Source organism: Streptomyces hyaluromycini (assembly GCF_002217755.1).
Classification (GTDB): Bacteria; Actinomycetota; Actinomycetes; order Streptomycetales; family Streptomycetaceae; genus Streptomyces; species Streptomyces hyaluromycini.
In genome coordinates, this window is record NZ_BCFL01000035.1 from 60,882 (window position 1) to 78,384 (window position 17,503).

12 protein-coding genes are annotated in these 17,503 nt (G+C 68.0%); 1 reads left to right on the plus strand and 11 read right to left on the minus strand.

The annotated features are described in order from the left end of the window. Nucleotides 1-27: 27 nt before the first annotated feature. Entirely contained in the window at nucleotides 28-933 is a 906-nt protein-coding gene (locus tag SSP29_RS45680) for an outer membrane protein assembly factor BamB family protein (RefSeq protein WP_145969042.1), read from the plus strand. 505 nt (nucleotides 934-1,438) lie between these two features. Here SSP29_RS45680 and SSP29_RS45690 read toward each other — a convergent pair. The 11 genes from SSP29_RS45690 to SSP29_RS45740 all read right to left on the minus strand — a co-directional run bounded on the left by SSP29_RS45690 (nucleotide 1,439) and on the right by SSP29_RS45740 (nucleotide 16,647). Beyond that, nucleotides 1,439-2,614 carry a TfuA-like protein gene (locus SSP29_RS45690; protein ID WP_089106902.1) on the minus strand — a complete coding sequence of 392 codons (1,176 nt, stop codon included), beginning with the start codon at nucleotides 2,612-2,614 and terminating at the stop codon, nucleotides 1,439-1,441. A 3-nt stretch (nucleotides 2,615-2,617) separates the two neighbouring features. Continuing rightward, nucleotides 2,618-3,868, minus strand: a complete 1,251-nt coding sequence (locus SSP29_RS45695; protein WP_089106903.1) for a YcaO-like family protein — start codon at nucleotides 3,866-3,868, stop codon at nucleotides 2,618-2,620. Nucleotides 3,869-4,046: 178 nt separating this feature from the next. Beyond that, on the minus strand, nucleotides 4,047-5,240 hold the full coding sequence (locus tag SSP29_RS45700) for a cytochrome P450 (RefSeq protein ID WP_089106904.1): 1,194 nt from the start codon (nucleotides 5,238-5,240) through the stop codon (nucleotides 4,047-4,049). Between the two features lie 60 nt (nucleotides 5,241-5,300). Next, nucleotides 5,301-5,987, minus strand: coding sequence for a phytanoyl-CoA dioxygenase family protein (locus tag SSP29_RS45705; RefSeq protein WP_089106905.1), 687 nt, complete (start codon nucleotides 5,985-5,987; stop codon nucleotides 5,301-5,303). Continuing rightward, nucleotides 5,984-6,667, minus strand: a complete 684-nt coding sequence (locus SSP29_RS45710) for a phytanoyl-CoA dioxygenase family protein (protein WP_167450162.1) — start codon at nucleotides 6,665-6,667, stop codon at nucleotides 5,984-5,986. Before SSP29_RS45710 ends, SSP29_RS45705 begins: the two co-directional genes overlap by 4 nt. After that, a complete protein-coding gene (locus SSP29_RS45715; RefSeq protein WP_089106907.1) occupies nucleotides 6,654-7,463 on the minus strand; it encodes an aldo/keto reductase family protein in 810 nt (269 codons plus the stop codon). Before SSP29_RS45715 ends, SSP29_RS45710 begins: the two co-directional genes overlap by 14 nt. Before the next feature lie 7 nt (nucleotides 7,464-7,470). Next, nucleotides 7,471-8,331: a radical SAM protein gene (locus tag SSP29_RS45720; protein WP_167450163.1), complete on the minus strand. Its 861-nt coding sequence runs from the start codon at nucleotides 8,329-8,331 to the stop codon at nucleotides 7,471-7,473. Beyond that, on the minus strand, nucleotides 8,328-9,509 hold the full coding sequence (locus SSP29_RS45725; RefSeq protein ID WP_089106909.1) for a radical SAM protein: 1,182 nt from the start codon (nucleotides 9,507-9,509) through the stop codon (nucleotides 8,328-8,330). Before SSP29_RS45725 ends, SSP29_RS45720 begins: the two co-directional genes overlap by 4 nt. 226 nt (nucleotides 9,510-9,735) lie before the next feature. After that, complete coding sequence (locus tag SSP29_RS45730) at nucleotides 9,736-10,086, minus strand: hypothetical protein (protein ID WP_075029623.1); 351 nt, start codon at nucleotides 10,084-10,086, stop codon at nucleotides 9,736-9,738. Between the two features lie 247 nt (nucleotides 10,087-10,333). After that, nucleotides 10,334-13,321, minus strand: a complete 2,988-nt coding sequence (locus SSP29_RS45735; protein WP_150136213.1) for an AfsR/SARP family transcriptional regulator — start codon at nucleotides 13,319-13,321, stop codon at nucleotides 10,334-10,336. 293 nt (nucleotides 13,322-13,614) lie between these two features. Further along, nucleotides 13,615-16,647: a glycine--tRNA ligase gene (locus tag SSP29_RS45740; protein WP_089106965.1), complete on the minus strand. Its 3,033-nt coding sequence runs from the start codon at nucleotides 16,645-16,647 to the stop codon at nucleotides 13,615-13,617. Between the last annotated feature and the right edge of the window lie 856 nt (nucleotides 16,648-17,503).

The following is a 17,503-nucleotide window of genomic DNA, read 5'->3' on the forward strand; positions in this document are numbered from 1 at the left end:
CGGGTTGCGTCTCCGGCACCCTCGGCCGTGGCCCTGGAGGCCGGGCGCGGCCAACTGGCTCTGGGGCCACGTGGATTCACGGTTGCGCTCCTCAAACGCGACATGTCAGGGTTCGGTGCGTTGCCGGCCTCCGCGGTGTGGTCGCCCGCAGGGCGTAAGACGAACGCCAAAGGGCGAATGGTGTTGTGCGGGGAGGGGGAAGCCATGACCTGTGTCGACGTCGGCGACAGAACGCTGTGGAGGGTGCCCGGCGGGGGCGTGCTCTACCGGACGCCGGCGATGGCCGACGGCGCCGTCTATGTCCTCGACCGCTTCTTCGGTCTGGTGGCGGTCGACGCGGACTCCGGACAGCGACGTTGGACACTGCGCGACGACTCCGGGATCGCATCATCGCCGGTGGCCGGCGTCGGGGTGGTGTATTTCGCCGACAACGCCGGCTGTCTGACGGCGGTGGACGCCGCGACCGGCGACGTGCGGTGGAAGTGGAGACCGCGCTGGTCGAAGATGTCGACGCCGGCGGTGGCGGACCACCTCGTGTACGCCGCTTCACACGACGGCAGGATGTGGGCGGTGGACGGGCTCACCGGCCGACCGGTGTGGAACGTCAGGGTGGCGGACCACCGCACATCCGGCAATCCACCGCCGGCAGTGGCCCATGGTGTCCTGTACACGGCCGTGGGCGGCCATGTGCTGGCCCTGGACACGGCCACCGGCAGCAGGCGATGGGACGTCTTTCCCCGCGGGGGCGTTCGACAGACGCCGACGGTGGCCGGCGGAAGCGTGTATGTGGGCAACGACGAAGGCCTGGTCGCGATGGGTGAGGAACGCTGGCGGCTGGAGACTCGCGGCGAGGTGTGTTCGACGCCCGTGGTGGCGGACGGGATCGTGTACGTCGGCAGCCGGGACGACTTCCTGTACGCGATTCACACCTGACGCAACGCTCTGCGGCCGTGCAGGTCATCCCCACTCGTGAACGCCCCGCCCCATGGCTGCCGTTGCCGGGGGGCAGACACGGCGGCCCAGGACTGGAATCGAGCGGGCGCCTGCTTTGCGATTGCACTCGCCTACGCGTCCAAGACCGTGTCCTACATGGTCAGTTGATTGTTGGGCTGGGCATGGGGAGGGGCGTTGAGGATGGATCGTTCCGGACGGTCTGCGGGAGTTGGCGAGGCCGCCTGCTCGTCAGCGGTTGCGCCTGGCGGACCTCGCCACCGTGCTTCGGAGCATCGAAGCCGACCGTGCACCGCCGCTTCGCCATCCGGTCCCGTGTCCCGTGCGGTCCTCGCCCCGTCTCACGTCCGCTGGTGGCTCAGAGGCACCTCCGACCTGGATCCGGTGGGCGCGCCGACCGGACTCGGGGCGGCGGGCGACCTCCAGAGGTCCGTGCTTTCCTGTCGCCGGCCTCCGTCGGTGTCGCCGCCCGGCGGTTCCGGGGGTGTCAGGACCTGGCGAGAGCCAAGTCGTGACAGGCTTCCTCGATCCAGTCGAGGGGGACCCCGCTGGGCAGAGCGTCGTCACGCAAGTCGGTTGTCAGCGCGTCCCAATTGTCATAGCCGTGGGCCTTCGCTATCGAGTCCCTGACCTTGGTCTCATGCGGGGGTGTCACCTCCGTGCGGCTCGTCTTGTGATCCTTCAGCCGGTGAACCGCATGCCACAGCATCACTTCCGTCTCGAACTGCCTGAAATGATGAATCTTGTCCATCAGGTTTGCGGACAGCGACGGAATGTCCAGGAAGAGGCCCGCGAGAGCCGGCTCGACCGAGGAATTCCGGGACAGCTTCGACTCGCTCCCGGTGGTCAGTCCTGCGAAATCGAGCTGTCCGGCCAGCAGGAACCGGATGTATTTCTGATACCGGCCGGTTCCGAATATGAACGGAGGGAGTGACAGATCGAGTTCTTCACGGCTGTGGCCGAGATGCGGGTCGTGCGAGGAGTATCGCGGCCCTTGGCTGAATCGGCGGTCGGTTCCATCGGCAGGTGTCCCGTCGGGCAGGAGCGAAAGAAAGCGAACAGCCCTCAGTGCGTCCACCCTCTTGATGTCGACGGAGGCTGCGACTTCACCTATCACGCCAGTCGGGTCGTCGATCCCGGCCTTCTTGAACAGAAGCCGCCAGACCCGGTCGGGATAGTACGATTCGGCGGCGACCCGGTGAAGCTCCACACCCTGGGACCGGGTGATCAGCTTGAGACCGTACAGCTTTCTGATCGCCGCGCGGATATTGACCAGGGCGACGCTCACCGCCGAGTGGTCGTCGTCGGGATCCGTCGCGACCACCACGGGGTCGTCCGAATCGAAGAGGCCGGACCGGTACATCCGGTAGACGGCTCCGACACCGTGGACGCCGACGGGCCAGCATTCCGCGGCCCGTATGGCCCCCATACTGGACGCCCCGACGATCTGAGCGCCGTCGCGAGCCACCTCGACGACCTCTCGCGGTGACACCGGGAGCACCTGCGAAAACGATCCGTCGATGATGAGGATCCGGGAGCTTCCGCTTTCTCTGGCCCGGTAGACGTCGCCGCGTTTCGCGGGGGGAAGGACGTGCGCCTGCGGCAGCAGGGCCCGTGCCTCGCCCGGCGGCAGGGACGGCCCGGTGAATATGGTGGTTCTCATGGCTCAGATCACCGATTCCAGCAGGCGGAGGGTAGGGGTGCGCGAACTCTCACCGTAGGGAGACGCGAGGCCCGGAACCAGGACACGAACCACCGGCACGCCGAGATCCTCGCGGCTGAGTTCTGTCACCAGGCACTTTTCGTGTCCTGCGTCCCGCAGCCGGCCGACGACCGTGCGTATGTTCTGCAGGATGCTGCCGCTGCAGTCCTTGGCCTGCGGGAACGCCAGGGAGCCGGGGTTCCGGTAGAGAGAGTCGAGCCGCTTCAACTCGGCCGGCCTGCGCCGCGCGCGCCCGGTCTCGAACACCTCTCGCGCACCCGTGGCGAAGCCGGCGTGACCTTGGCACGCCTCGGTGAGAGCGCGAAGCAGCGCCCGTTCGGGCTGGAGGTCGGCCCCGTACCCGGGGAAGCAGGTCACCTTGCCCTCCTGCCCGAAGTAGCCGTCGTCGAAAAGGACGACCCGGATGACCGGAATGTCGATCACGTTGGTCAGATCCTGTATCCGGACAACCAGACCCTGACCGGTCAGCGCGTCGATGAGTTCCTTCGCGGTTCCGGCTGGAACCGACTCCGGAGATATGACCCTCAAAGGTCGACGAGGAGAGAAAACCGGGTCGTGGTGAGCGGAGTAGAACGCTTCCTCCGACACCGCGTCGCGCTCGACAAGCTCACCGACCGCGTGGAGGACCGCCTCTGAATACGTATTTCCGGAGGCGAGCCCGTTGGTCTCGATCCGAGCCGTCATGCCTTCCGTGGAGGGATTGAGGACGAGGTCGGTCGGCACCAGATGATGGCCCCCCTGCGCCAGGTCGTACGCCCCCGTCCAGGAGAAAACGGCGTCGGGCCGGTACGTCGTGTCCTGCGGCAGGCTGAAGTCCTCCGGGTCGACCGCAGCGGCGGGAGCGAGTTCCTCGTAGGAACCCCTGACGATCCGGCGGGCCGGAATCTCCTCGGCCGAGACGCGCTCGATCGCCTCCATGACGGCGCTGAGCTTCGCCGCGATCGGCGTCGCCCCCTTTCCCGCGCTCACCATCAGGTCTTTGGCCAGAGGGGTCACGGCCGACCACACGGGGGAGCTGATGTAATCCAGGGGGGTGGTGTCGTACACGCGCGTGACGGGGACGCGGGGCAGCAGTGGTTTCAGGAAGTCCCACGTCTCCTCGAAACTTCTGGCGTGTCCGGCCTCCGAACTTTCCGCATCAGGCTGAAAGCTGTCCGGGCGCAGGGCTGTCAGGCTGTTCGGTTCGACCATCATCGTGATGCCTTGTCTGGAAGCGGGGATCGACGGGAACGCGGACCGCCGCGTCGCTGCGGTTCAGGAGCCGGCGGAGCGGGCCGACGAGGGGCGACGGTCGCCGGTCCACACGACCCTGCCGGCGCTCGTCACGGCACAGAGGACCGCGACGGCCCGGTCCGCGCCCCTGGGGCCTGCCTCAGGTGTCCCGCGTGACCACGAGGTCGTCGGCGAAACGCGCTCCGAAGTCCCCCTTCCACACCGCGGTCAGCCGAGGCAGCTCCTCCAACAGGCCGGTCGACGCGAGTTGCAGCATCATCTCCCTCATGACCTGCCGCGTGAGTCCGGCGGCCAGACACGCGTGCCGGCCCCGCCCGAAGGCGACATGGCGAGCCCCGGTCCTGTCCGCACGGAAGGTGCCCGGGTCGGCGAACCGCCTCGGGTCGCGGTTGGCCGCCACGAGTACGAGGACCACGCGCGACTCGGCCCGTACGGTGTGACCGTGCAGGGTCAGATCGGACAGCGCGCGCCTGGTGGCCAAGTGGAAGGGCGTGACCAGCCGCAGCGCCTCGTCCACGGCTCCGTCGACGTCTTCCTTCAGGTCGACGGCGGCGCTCTCCGGGCCGGTCAACGCCTCCAACAGGCGTGCGACAGCCGCCGCGGTGGGTTCCAGCGCGCCACTCACCAGCTGGGCGTATATCGCGGTCGCGTCCAGAAGATCCAGCGTCCCGTCGGACAGAGCGCGGCTCAGCGCCGAGGCGAGGACCCCCCGGGGAGCCGCGCAGCGCTGCGCGACGAGCCCGGTCAGCTCGTCCAGGGCCTCTTCCGCGAGCCGCCCGATGCCGGGGTCGTACGTCTCGATCGGCCCTACGGCCAGGATCCGGGTGGCGCAGTCCGCGAGCTGTGCCAGGCCGTCCGGCTCCTCGTCCAGGAGGTCGCTCAGGCCGGCTGCCAGAGCCGGCCTGACGACATCGGCGAACAGCCTGTCAGGCGTCACCGCGGGACTCGTCGCCGCGACGGAATCCGTCATCGCGGCGACCATCTGCCGAACGGCGGCGGGCGTGAACAGCGGCAGGAGCAGACGCCGCATACCGGTGTGCCGCGGCGGATCGGAGAACACGGGCCAGCGGTCGATGAACTCCGTCACCCGCCAGTAGGTGTTCTCCTGCTCTTCCGTCAGCGAGGGCGGGCAGTAGGTTTCCACCTGGGCGCCGAGCCGGGGATCAGGCAGAAGGTCGTACACGTCGTCGTATCGCGTCACGTACCACGTGTTCGTGCTCTCGTCCCAGTGCACACCGTGCGACTCACGCAGTTCGTCGAACCACTTGACCGGTTCCGCTTCCCGGTCCGTCGGGATCTGCGGCACCGTGGTCTCCGCCGTTACGTTGTCCATCACAAACCAACCCGTTCAATTCACGCGCTTCATAAGCCTGACGGAGTACCGGGGGAGGGGCTACAGGAGCGATCGGTCGGCGAGCAGATAGCTCGTCAGCTCCTGACGCGCTTCCGCCGACTCCGGCACGGCCGCATACGTCGTGGTGATCTGCCGCCGCTTGTCGGCACCGCCGAACGACGCATGGTAGGAGTGCGGATCGAAGGCGATGAGGTCACCGGGGGAGGAGTCGACGGTGAAGGCAGGCACCTCCTCGGGCCGCATCCCGAGGCGACGCATCGGGTTCTCCATCTCCGCGGCGAACGAGTCCCAGCTCCCGCCTCTGCGGTGGGTGCCGGGAATGAACCGCAGCGCTCCGGTGCCGCCGTCGAGCGGCTCCAGATACTGGACGATCTTGAGGAGCCGCAGAGCGCGGTGGTTCCCGTCCCGGTGCCAGTAGGTGGCACCGTCGTAGCGGACTCCGTCGCCGCCGACGTAGACGACATCCGTGCCCAGCAGCCGACGTGCCACCTGAGGACACCGGTCGTCGGCCAGGAGCACCTTCTGGAGCACCTCGCTGCGCTCGGCGATCCGGGCGACGCCCGCCCGCCCCTGCCGGCCGACCTGCGGGAAGTTGTCGAAGACGTCTTCGAAGGCGTCGGCGACGGCCGGCACGACGTCGTTCTGCACACCGCGCAGGTGAAGGAACCCGAACGTCCTGAAGCGGGTGACCTCGGCGTCGGTCACCGACAAAGAGGTGAGTCTCATCCGATTGACACCGATCCGGAGACGTAGCGGTTGAGGAAGTAGCGACGCGTGTCGCGCTGCTCGGTCTCGGTCACCGGGTCACCGACACAGTTGAACGCCAGCTGCCGTCGTATGTCGCCGTGCCATGCCGAGTGCAGGACGTTCGTGTCGAAGACGATGACGTCGCCGGGCTCGGACTCGACGACCACCGCCGGAACGTCGCCACCGGTGAGACCGAGGTCCTCCCCGTGCCTGATGACGTGCTGGGTCGGTTCCCCGAGCCAGCCGTTGTCGGCTTGATGTGAACCGGGAAGGAAACGCAGGGCACCCGTGTCGTGCGCGGTGGCGTCCAGGTACAGAACGAAACGCAGGAACGGCGTGGTGTAGAAACCGTCCGAGTGCCAGTACGAGTCGCCGACGAGCGCGTTGGCATCGCTGGTGATGACCTGGTGGTTGCGTTCGAAGAACGCCGCGCAGATCGCGCCCACCCACGCCGATCCGGAGATCAGCCCCAGCTCGGGCATCTCGTTGAGGGCGTCGAACCTGGTGACTCTCTCGTTCGGCGTACCGTCCGCCGGCAGATCGATCAGCCGGCCGAAAGCACGCTGCAGTTCCTCCACGGTGTCCGCGGCGGCCCCCCGGAGGCGGGCGAATCCGAACACCCGCAGCTGCTGCGCGACCTCCGCCTCATCGAGTGACATGGGACCGCCCGGGTGCGGAGTGCCGAGCAGCGGACGCGAGCCAGGCCGGCCCCGCCTCGTAGTCATCCAGCTGCTCCTTGGTCCGAGGGCCGATGACCACGGCTTCGGGGCGGTAGATCTCGTGGATCTCGGAGATCCTGGCGGCGATCGCCTCCGCCCTGCGCTCGGGCGGTACCGCCCGCAGCCGAGAGCCGCCCGAGAAGAGACTGCGGACCACGAGACGGTAGTCGGCGAGGAGGCGCGTCACGTTCGTGTCCTGCGGATCCAGCTGGTCCGCCTCGCACATGACCACGCTGCCGGCGGGCAGCCTGCCGGCGATCTGCGGCAGACTCACGTCCGGCAGCAGCACACTGACGCCCACCAGATCCGCCTGCCCCGTCCGTGAGCAGTGCCCGGCGAACCCGGCGAAGTCGATGTCCGACACCCGCCTCGGCTCCGGATTGTGCACGAAGGCGACCTCGACGCGGTCCCGCCCGAGCCGCTTCAGGCTTCCCTGCAGCGACTTGGTCATTCCTTCGAGGCTGTAGTCCAGGGTGGGCAGGGGAGTGGTGGTGTCGATCCCGACCTTGGTCCAGACCGACGCGTCGCCGGGAAGGTGCGCGCCGAGGTCCTCCTCCGCTCTCCCGCGGGCATACACGGGCGAGGTGTCGAACGTGGTGAAGCCCTGGGCGATCGCACCCTCGACGAACTCCCGGCCCTCGTCCGCGTCGCGCCCCAGCACCATCAGGCCGTTGAAGGACCCCGAGCAGCGCATGGTGCCGATCACCACGGACGGCTGATCCTGCATCGTGTTCATGGACGACTCACCCTTCGTGGGATTCCGAACGGCAGATCGCCATGCAGGCCAGACCGGTGGTCGGTGGTTCGCAGAACGACTGCTCGAGCGCCTCGCCGATCTCCTGCCGCGTCGCGAAGACCGACACCTGCTGAGAGCTGTCGTAGGGGCAGCGGCGCAGGAAGCCGTCCGCGGACAGGTACAGCCGCGCGGACTGGCAGGACCGGACGACCGGGCCGCGCAGCCACTCGTGGTAGTCCGACACCACTGTCCTCAGCTGCTCCGACATGCCGAAGAAGGTGTCGATCAACGCCAGGTCGCGCTTGAGGTGGGGATTCTCGAAACGGAACGTCGGCGACGGCAGCAGCGGGCTTACCTCCACCGGGACATCGGCCGTCTCGACCACCGAGACGATGGCCTTCAGGTCGTCTTCGTCCAGCTCGTATGCGGTGACATGCAGGCTCGCCCGACGGTGTCCCAACGCCTCGAAGACCTTCGCCGTCGAGGAGATCGTGCGGCCGGTGCGGCCGATCTCGTCCGCTCTGCGGCTGTCGGCGGAGACGGTGACGTGACTGAGCATGCCGGCGACACCGGCGAGGGCATCGAGTCGCGGGCCGGTCCTGGCGGCGGTGACCACCGAGGTGCGGAACCCGAACTGAAGAGCGACGCGCACGAGTTGACGGAACTCCGGGTGGTCGGTCGGCTCGCCGCCGGACAAGCACAGCTCGTCAACGCCGAGTTCGTGGAGCCGCGACAGTGCCCGGGCGTAGGTGCTGAGGCTCAGGACGTCGCGTCCGACATCGGCCCGGAAGCAGAACCGGCAGTTCACTTCGCAGTTGTCGGCGGTCGAGACGAGCACTCCGCGGAGTGCTCCGAGGCTGTCGGTCACTGCAACCCCGTGTGGTCGGTCAGGGCGAGTTCGAGACCCACCTGGAAGAAGTCGCACATCTGCGGATCGGGCTCGGGGTTGTTCCGGAGCGAGACGTCGTTGCGGGACGGACCACCGCAGACGGCGGCGGCGGGGCACTCTCCGCACTGCTTCGCCGGCAGGAGGTTCTTGGCGGCTCCCGCCAGCAGCTCAGGCTGCTCCCGAAGCCGGCTGATCGGGAAGACGAACGAATCGTCGCGCCAGTTCAGGTCGAGGATGGAGATGCGCCCGCGGGACAGCAGAGCCGCGTTCAGGCCGCCGTCCTGCTGGATGTGCTCGTACATCTTCGGCAGGCGGGTGTCCAGGGCCTGATAGATGCGGTCGAGCGAGGAGAACAGCATGGCACCGCGGGACAGCGCCAGAAGCCGCGAACGGAACACCGCGCGGCACAGCGCCTCGCCGTCGACGTGCCAGCGGCCGGAGATCGGAATGGGGGTGTTGACGTAGATGAAGTTGATGCCGAGGGACAGCACGTACTCGACGGTGTCCGGCAGGTTGCTCACATTGATCGGCGTGGGGGTGAGGTTGCAGCCCACGTGCACCCCGGCATCGATCAGCCGCTGGATGTTCCGGTGGATCCGCTGGTCGGCGGGCTTGCCCGACAGCAGGAACCGCTCGACCTTGTTGTCGTCCGGAGCCCCGTCGAAGGAGACGCCCACGCCGTACTTGAACTTCTTGAAGTGCTCGATCATGGGGTCCTTGATCAGGACACCGTTGGTGACGACGGTGAACTGCACACGCCCCACGCCGTGCTTCTCGGCGAGTTCGAGAGCGTACTCGTCTCCGTACTGCATGAGGTCGAACCGGGTGGTCGGCTCACCGCCGAACCACTGAATGGTGACCTCCTCCTGGCCGGCGTTCTGCTCGAAGAGGTACTCGAGCCCTTCGCGGAGGTCGGGGATGGTGATGTCGTCGGCGCCCGTGTTGGTGTCCACGAAGCAGTACGTGCAGGTCATGTTGCAGCGGTCGGTCACCACGATGCGGTATCCGCTGATCCGCGGCGGCTTTCCGGTCATCCCCAGCCCGTTGAGCCGGTCGAAGATGAGATCACGCTGAGGTGCGGACGGCGGCTCGGAAGTGAAGCCCAGCTGTTTCATCTCCGCCAGGATCTGGGGCTCGTCGTCGCGGATCCGCTTCATCTCATCGGCGGTGAGACTCGCGCTCCCCAGGGAGACGGGATCAAAAACAATACCCTCCGCCCCCTGAGCGACAAGCAAATACTTGTTCCAGAGTCGATCGGCATCGTTCGTCACGGTGAACTCCTAAAGAAACGGAACCAGCCATGCGTCGGAACGAACCGCACAGCGAGAAGCCCGCTGCGGTGCCACCGTCGCTTGCCGATGACACCGCAGCAGGATGGATCGATCAGTCTTCTTGCGCGATGTTCGCGTCCTTCAGGACACCCTGAACGATCTCGGTGTAGTGCTTCTTGAGATGCTCGGTGTTCTCGGACGTCGCACCGTCGGCGAGGACGATGATGCCGGGCAGCGACGGGTTGGGCGCCATGAGAACGATGCCGGGCGGGTCAAGGCTGATCGCCATGACGGCGTCCTCGACCGGCACCCACTCGATCCGCTCCTTGACGGCGTCCATCACGCTGACCTGCTTGGCCTTGAAGTCTTCGCGCTCGCCGAACCACACGCCCGACTTACCGCGCGACCCCACGGCGTCGGCGTAGATGAGGTGGTTGTCCTTCTGTTCGCGAGGTTTGGGCATTCAAACGCCTCCTAAGAAAGGGCCGAATTCGGTCCGCGCGGCCCCGGAGCTGAATTACTGATTGCTCCACGGCTTTTTGTGCGCATATTGCGACCGCTGGCGCTCACTCTCGCACGCCGGGGAATATACGTGGTCCATCCCTGGTATATTCGACGTGCGCCTCGCCTTTTCGGTATTCCCGCTCCATCGCGAGGGGGATTTCAGTGACGTGACGCGATGTGCCGATATGGGCCGGCGACCGGTACCGTCACGGTTCGTCCGTCGGTGCGGAGCCGCCCGGCAGATGATCGAGGATCCGGCTGACATCGTTGGCATCGGGCAGGCCGAGACCGGTGAAGAGTTCGTGCGCCTTGCCGAGCTGGACACGGGCGGTGTCGACGCCGCCGCGATCGGCCTCGGCCCGGCCCAGGACCATCAACGCGTAGGCGTGGTCCCGTACGGCTCCGACCTGTTCGCACCGGGCCACGGCCTCGGTGGCGTACCGCACCGCCTCGTCGTACCGCCCTGTCCTGCGGAGGGTTTCGGCGAGCCGGTACAGGGCGTGGGCCTCACGCCCCCGGATGCCGGCGGACCGGCAGACCGCGAGGCACTCGGTGTAGCGGGCGACGGCGTCGTCGAACCGCTCGTGTTCGTGCAGCGCCAGAGCCAGCACGTACAACGCGTAGGCGATCCCCGGAAGGTCGCCCATGGACCGCAGGGTCACCAGCGTCGTCTCGCAGGCCGGGATCGCCTCGGCGGCCCGGCCGCTGCGCACGCGGGCGAGCGCGGCGTTGATGGTGGTCGCCGCCTCGCCGGACCTGTGGCCGAGGACACGGGCGAGTGCGATCGCCTCGTCGAAGCACTCCACCGCCTCGTCGTATCGATGCAGAAACATGACCGCCACACCGAGGTTGTTGAGCGCCTGCCGGAGGATGACCGTGTCCTTCGTGTTCCTCGACGCCGTGACGGCCAGGCGCGCGTGCTCCTCGGTGTCGGACGGGCGGGCGGCCTGCAGGGCGATGCTGCAGCACAGCAACTGCGCCCGGCCCAGAACCCGTTGGTCGCCCCTTAGCTCGGCCTCCCGCGCGAGCTCCAGTGCGGCGGACCGCAGCCCCTCGAACCGGACGTCGGCGCAGAAGGGGCTGACCGCGATGACCAGGTCGACGGCGGTCCGCAACTGGCCGTCGTAGGGCTCCGTCCGCCGTCCGACGGTGTGCAGCGCGGCCGCCGTCACCAGTCCGATCTCGCCGGTGATCCAGGAACGCGCCGTGTGGACGTCGCCGAAGTGCAGCCCCTGGGACCGCAGCGGGCCGAGGGAGTTCGCCACCGGGTCTCCGGGCACGGCCTGCGCGAAGGCGTTGCACGCGGTGGCCAGCAGGTAGTCGAGCAGTCTGCCGAAGGCCTGCCGGGTGTCGTCCTGGTGTTCCGGCTCCGCCCACTGGGCGAAGGCGCGGAGCAGGTCGTGGTAGCGGTAGCGGCCCGGTTCGGGGGACTCCAGCATGGCGGCGTCCACCAGGGCTTCCAGCAGTTCCTCCGCCGTCTCCTCGTCCGTCGCGAGTGCGGCCGCGGCCACCGGCAGACCGAAGTCCAGGGACCCCGGGACGGCGAGCAGCCGGAAGGCGCGGGCCTGCTCGGGCGGCAGTTGCCGGTAGCCGAGTTCGAAGACCGCGTGGATCGACACGTCACCCACGCGCAGTTCCTCGATGCGTCGCTGCTCGTTGGCGAGCCGGGCGGTCAGTGTCGCGATGGCCCACCGCGGCCGGGACGCCAGCCTGGTGGCCACGATCCGGATGGCCAGCGGCAGGAATCCGCACAGCCGGAGCAGTTCGAGCGCCTGTTCCCGTTCCGCGTCGAGCCGTTCGTGCCCGATGACCGCGCCGAGCAGCGAGAGGGCCTCCTCGGGCCTGAAGGTGTCTATGCTGAGCTGTTTGGTGACCGGCAGACCGAAGAGACGGGACCTGCCGGTGACGATGACTCCGCAGCCGACCGATCCGGGCATCAGGTCCAGGACCTGCGACGCGTCACGTGCGTTGTCCAGGACGATCAGCACCCTGTGGCCGTCCAGCATCGAACGGAAGAGTTTGCAACGGTCTTCGAGGGTCTCTGGTACGGCCTCGGCGGCGACGCCCAGCGACAGCAGGAACCCCGTCAGGACGCCGGCGGGCTCGGCGGGGTTGTCGTCCGCTCCACGCAGATCGGCGTAGAGCTGCCCGTCCGGGTAGGCGTGCCGTACGCCGTGGGCCGTGAACAGGGCCAGTGAGGTCTTCCCGCTGCCGCCCATCCCGGCTATCGCCACGACGGTCGGTGCTCGCCGTCCGGGCGTCGTCAGCAGGGTGTGCATGTCGCTGACGGCGTCGGTGCGGCCGGCGAAGTCGGGAAGCAGCGGCGGAAGCTGTGCCGGAACGGGCAGCGGTTCCCGGTCCCGGGCGGCCGCGGGGAGGGGCTCGGCCGGCTTCGGTTCGTCGGGCACCGCGGGTTCCTCGACGGCCGCTATGGAGAGGGCCGGATCGTTCTCCAGGACCTGCCGGTAGACGGCGGTCAGCTCAGGCCCGGGATCGATGCCCTGCTCCTCCAGCAGCAGCTTCCTGACACCGCTGAACACCGCGAGCGCGTCGGCCTGTCTGCCCGCCCCGTAGAGCGCGCGCATCAACAGGCCGTACGGACGCTCGCGCAGGGGGTGTACGGCCGTGAGGTCCGCCAGGTCGGGAATGACCTGGCGATGGCGGCCGAGGGCCAGGTCGACGTCGAAACGTTCCTCCAGCAGAGCGATGCGTAATTCCTCGAGCCGGTCACGCTGCCGCATGGCGAAGGGGCCGGGCACTCCGGCCAGAGTCTCTCCCTGCCACAGGTCGAGTGCGCGGACCAGCCCGTCGCTCGCCTCCTCCAGCCGCCCCGAGGCACGTGCCTGCGCCGCCTCACGAGTGAGCGTTTCGGCCTGCCCCACGTCGAGCGAGGACGGGGGGACGACCAGGCGGTAGCCGTCGCCGACCGACACGAGCACGCTCGGCGTGGAGCGGTCCGGTTCCAGGAGTCTGCGCAACTGCCAGGCGTAGGTGCGGATCGTGGTGGTGGCCTTGCTGGGGGGCGTGGGACCCCACAACGCGTCCACCAGCTGTGTCTTCGACGCGGTGTGCCCCGGTCGCAGGAGCAGGACCGCCAGCATGGCCCGGAGCTGGGGTGGACCGAGGTGCAGTTCCGCGTCGCCCCGGTAGGCACGAACCGCCCCGAGAACGGCGAAGAGCAGTTCTTCCGTCACCTCGCCCAGGCCCTCCTTGCCCGACCACTCCGAACGCCGTCGTCACCACCATGGTCACGAACTCACCGTGGGGATCGGCTCACGCTTGGATCGATCACCTGTGCGCTGAAGTGGCCAGCCGACCGCCGTCGGCTGTCAACCAGCCTATCAATCGCGTCGGTTCATCCTCGAAAATGTGCATACAACGTGAGGCCGCCGGGATTGCGGGGCAGGGGAGACCGGCTCCGGGGAACACATGAGCGGGTGCCCGTACGGGCACCCGCTCATGAACCGTCAGTGGTCGGCCGGACCTCTCAGACCAGTGACTCCCAGTCGACGATGCCCTCCGCGAGGTCGCGCACTCCGGCGAGCAGGCCCAGCCTGTTGGCCCGGACTGCGGGGTCCTCGGACATCACCAGGATGTTGTCGAAGAAGATGTTCACCGCGTCGACCAGCTCGCCCGTCTCCGCGTTGAAGCGGACGAGCGAGGTCTCCCCGTCGAGGACCTGCCGGCACTTGACCAGGGCGGCGTGCAGAGCCTGCTCGGCGGGCTCATGGAGCCGCTCCGGGTCGTACACCGCCTCCAGCCCGGCCGGCACGATGCGCCGTACCCGCTGGAACGCCGCGAGAACGGTGGCGAACCGGTCGTCACCCTGCAGGCCTTCCAGCTCCTCCAGGGTCCGCGTGGCCAGCCGCGGCGAGTCGCCGCGCACCAGCACCGCGCGGACGTCGGTGGTGGAGTGCCCCAGCTCGATCAGCTGCTGCTCGAAGCGGCGCAGCACGAACTGGGCCGCGTCCTCCAGATGCTTCTGCTCGACCGTGACGGCCTGGTGCTCCGCCGCGACGGCCAGCGCCTGGCCGAGCCTGATCGCGGCCAGGTCGCTCCTGCTGAGGAGGATGTTGACCACGCCCAGCGCGGAGCGGCGCAGCCCGAACGCATCCGAGCTGCCCGTGGGTTCGGCCCCGATCGCGAAGAGTCCGACCAGCAGATCGAGCCGGTCCGCCAGGGCCAGCAGGGCCCCCGGCAGGGTTTCGGGCAACGCGTCGCCGGCGAAACGCGGCAGTTCGTTCTCGTAGAGGGCCTGCGCCACCGCCTGGCTCTCGCCCGCGCGCACGGCGTATTCGCGCGCCATGATGCCCGCGAGGCTGGACAGTTCGGTGACCATCTGGGAGCCGAGGTCGAACTTGGTCAGGACCGCGGCCCGTTCCAGGACGTCGTGGTCCGTGCCGGACAGGCCGATGACCTTCGCCAGCCGGCGGGCGATGGCCGAGATGCGGTCGGCGCGGTCCGCCATGGAGCCGAGACGCTCCTCGAACGTGAGGAGGTGCGTCTTCTCTCTCATCTCGCTCAGCGGGGTCTCCAGATCCGCCTTCCAGAAGAAGGAGGCGTCCTCGTACCGGGCGCGCAGCACCGCCTCGTTGCCGTGGCGGACGACGTCGTGGTCGCACGTTCCGTTGGCCACCGCGACGAAGTGGGGCAGCATGCTGCCGTCGGCGTCCACCACGGGAAGGTAGCGCTGGTGCTTGCGCATGACGGTGACGAGGATGTCCGCGGGCAGCGTGAGGTACTTCGGGTCGAAGTTCCCGAGGATCGGGGTGGGGGACTCGACCAGGTTGGTGATCTCGTCGATCAGCGCGCCGTACTGCTCCGTCTGGATGTGCCCGCCCACGGCCTCGGCGAGTCGCGCCGCGCCGTCCACCACGAGGCGCCGCCGCTCCGCGGCGTCCGCGAGGATTCCGTGCTCCTTCAGAAAGGGCAGGTACCCGTCGGCCGTCGGCACCTCCGCCGTGGGGGGCACCGCGTCACGGTGAACCTGCGTCGTACGTCCCGACGTCAGGCTGGACACCGTGAAAGGGACGACCCGCTCTCCCAGCAGAGCCATGATCCAGCGGATCGGACGGGTGAAGGAGAGCCGCGGAGCGTTCCACCGCATGTTCTTCTCGGAGCGAAGTCCGGTCACGACCTCCGAGAGGAGAGCGGAGAGGACGTCCTCGGCCGAGCGCCCGACGACCTGCCGGGTGAGCGCGACATGCTCGTTGGCCCCGACGGTGACGCGACCGAGGTCCGCCGGTTCGGCGCCGTTACTCCTGGCGAAGCCGATGGCCGCCTTGGTGGGGTTTCCCTCCGCGTCGAACGCCGCCGAGACCCGGGGCCCGCGCACGGTCTGTTCGTAGTCGGCCTCGCGGGGTTCCACGCCGAGGACGGTGGCCACCACGCGTCGGGGGCTGGCGTCGACCCTGATCTCACCGTGTCCCAGCCGGGTTGCGCCCAGTTTCTCCGTCAACGCGGTGCGCACCGCCTGCGAGGTCCGGGTGACCTCGGCCGGCGGCATCTCCTCCACGCCGATCTCGACCACGAGGGTGGCCGGCCCCGGTTCGGCCGGCGGGGTCACCGTGCCCTGCTCGGCCCCGACGGGTTCCGCGGCCGCCGCCCGGCCCGGAGCCTCGCTCACCGCGGTGTCGGCCGGGGCGGAGTCGCTGCTCGACACGCGGCCCAGAGGGAAACCGAGTTCCTCGCGCCGTGCGACCCACAACTCGGCGACCTCGTGGGCCAACCCGCGCATCCGGGCGAAGGAACGTGCCCGCTCCGTGGTGGAGATGGCGCCCCGCGCGTCGAGCACGTTGAACGCGTGCGAGCACTTGAGGACGAAGGAGTACGCGGGAACGGGAAGACGCGCGTCGAGCATGCGGCGCGCCTCGCCCGCGTAGGCCTCGAAAAGGCTCCGCTGGGTCTCCAGGTCGGCCTCGTCGAGGTAGTAGCGGCTCATCTCGTACTCGGCCTGGCCGAACGCCTCGCCGTAGGTGACACCCGGCGCGTACTTGAGGTCCTTGAAGTGATTGACGCCCTGAAGCGCCATCAGGATGCGTTCCATGCCGTAGGTGATCTCGACGGACACCGGGTCGAGGGTGATGCCGCCTGCCTGCTGAAAGTATGTGAACTGGGTGATCTCCAGACCATCGAGCCATACTTCCCAGCCGAGCCCCCAGGCGCCCAGCGCCGGGGACGCCCAGTTGTCCTCGACGAAGCGAATGTCATGTGCGGCCGTGTCGATGCCCAGTGCCTGCAGACTGCCCAGGAAAAGCTCCTGCGCGTTTCCGGGCTCGGGCTTGAGGATGACCTGGTACTGCGTATGGGTCTGCAGCCGATTCGGGTTCTCGCCGTAACGTGAGTCGTCGGGCCGGACGCTCGGTTCCACGTATGCGACACGCCACGGCTCCGGTCCCTGGACCCGCAGGAACGTAGCGGGGTTGAGCGTGCCCGCACCCACCTCGGTGTTCATGGGCTGAACGACCAGACACCCGTGTTCGGTCCAGTACTTGTTCAGCACCAGCAGTGCTTCTTGCATCGTCAACACCGAGATCATTCCTCCACGAATACGGCGCATGCTCAGAGCATCTCCCGGCTGAGGCTGCAGGAGACCATGGCCTGCGGGAGTCTACCAATCAGGGCGTTTCCGCTCGGCATCGCCGGGGAGCCAACGGGCGCCACGTCCGGGCCAATTGCGACCGGCCGAGCGGGCCGGCCGGCGTTCCCCCGAGTGGCCGGGACCTGTCGGCGGCCGTCGTCACGGCCGCGTCACCTCCGGCCGCGTCCCGCGGCCGGAGGTGCGCGTGCCCGGCGCCCGAACGGGGCGGGGAACTCGAAGATCTAGGGAATCCACTAGTCTTTCCGGGCCGCCGTTCTGCCAGTCGATTTTCATGCGACCATGAGTGTGGACGTTTATGCGGAACCTTTCCCTTCCTGCCCAGCCTATTCAGTTCACAGTGTCGGCGGACGGGAAATCGAGGCTTGACTGATCGAAAGTCGCTCTCTACGGTTCAGTCGTTCGGTCATCCGGACGTGAAGTGAACGCATTACATCCCCTGTGCTTCCTCTCGTCAGGTGGTTCGGTGCCTGTAGTGGATTTCGTCCGGGCATCGCTTTTCGGTGATTTCTTGGTGTGGCTCGACACAGTTCTCTGGTTACAGAATCCGATCCACGGATGCGAAGAAGCCCCTGCGAAAGAGAGAAGTCATGGAAAACTTCGACGACATCGACATTTCCGACCTGTCGGAAGAGGAGCTGGACGACATCGTCGGCGGCCAGTTCGGGATTTCCCTCACCTGCGTCATCTGACGATCTGAAGTCCGCGGTCCGTCCGCCGAGGGGGCCTGCGCTTCTTCGGCGGACGGGCCGACGGCTCACGTCCGGACGTCCTGTCG

Excerpts from the sequence above, each read along its gene's own strand:
- SSP29_RS45740 (WP_089106965.1), bottom strand. The coding sequence starts at position 16,647 with ATGCAAGAAGCACTGCTGGTGCTGAACAAGTACTGGACCGAACACGGG.
- SSP29_RS45705 (WP_089106905.1), bottom strand. The coding sequence starts at position 5,987 with ATGAGACTCACCTCTTTGTCGGTGACCGACGCCGAGGTCACCCGCTTC.
- SSP29_RS45690 (WP_089106902.1), bottom strand. The coding sequence starts at position 2,614 with ATGAGAACCACCATATTCACCGGGCCGTCCCTGCCGCCGGGCGAGGCA.
- SSP29_RS45730 (WP_075029623.1), bottom strand. The coding sequence starts at position 10,086 with ATGCCCAAACCTCGCGAACAGAAGGACAACCACCTCATCTACGCCGAC.
- SSP29_RS45710 (WP_167450162.1), bottom strand. The coding sequence starts at position 6,667 with ATGTCACTCGATGAGGCGGAGGTCGCGCAGCAGCTGCGGGTGTTCGGA.
- SSP29_RS45700 (WP_089106904.1), bottom strand. The coding sequence starts at position 5,240 with ATGGACAACGTAACGGCGGAGACCACGGTGCCGCAGATCCCGACGGAC.
- SSP29_RS45725 (WP_089106909.1), bottom strand. The coding sequence starts at position 9,509 with ATGAAGCGGATCCGCGACGACGAGCCCCAGATCCTGGCGGAGATGAAA.
- SSP29_RS45695 (WP_089106903.1), bottom strand. The coding sequence starts at position 3,868 with ATGATGGTCGAACCGAACAGCCTGACAGCCCTGCGCCCGGACAGCTTT.
- SSP29_RS45715 (WP_089106907.1), bottom strand. The coding sequence starts at position 7,463 with ATGAACACGATGCAGGATCAGCCGTCCGTGGTGATCGGCACCATGCGC.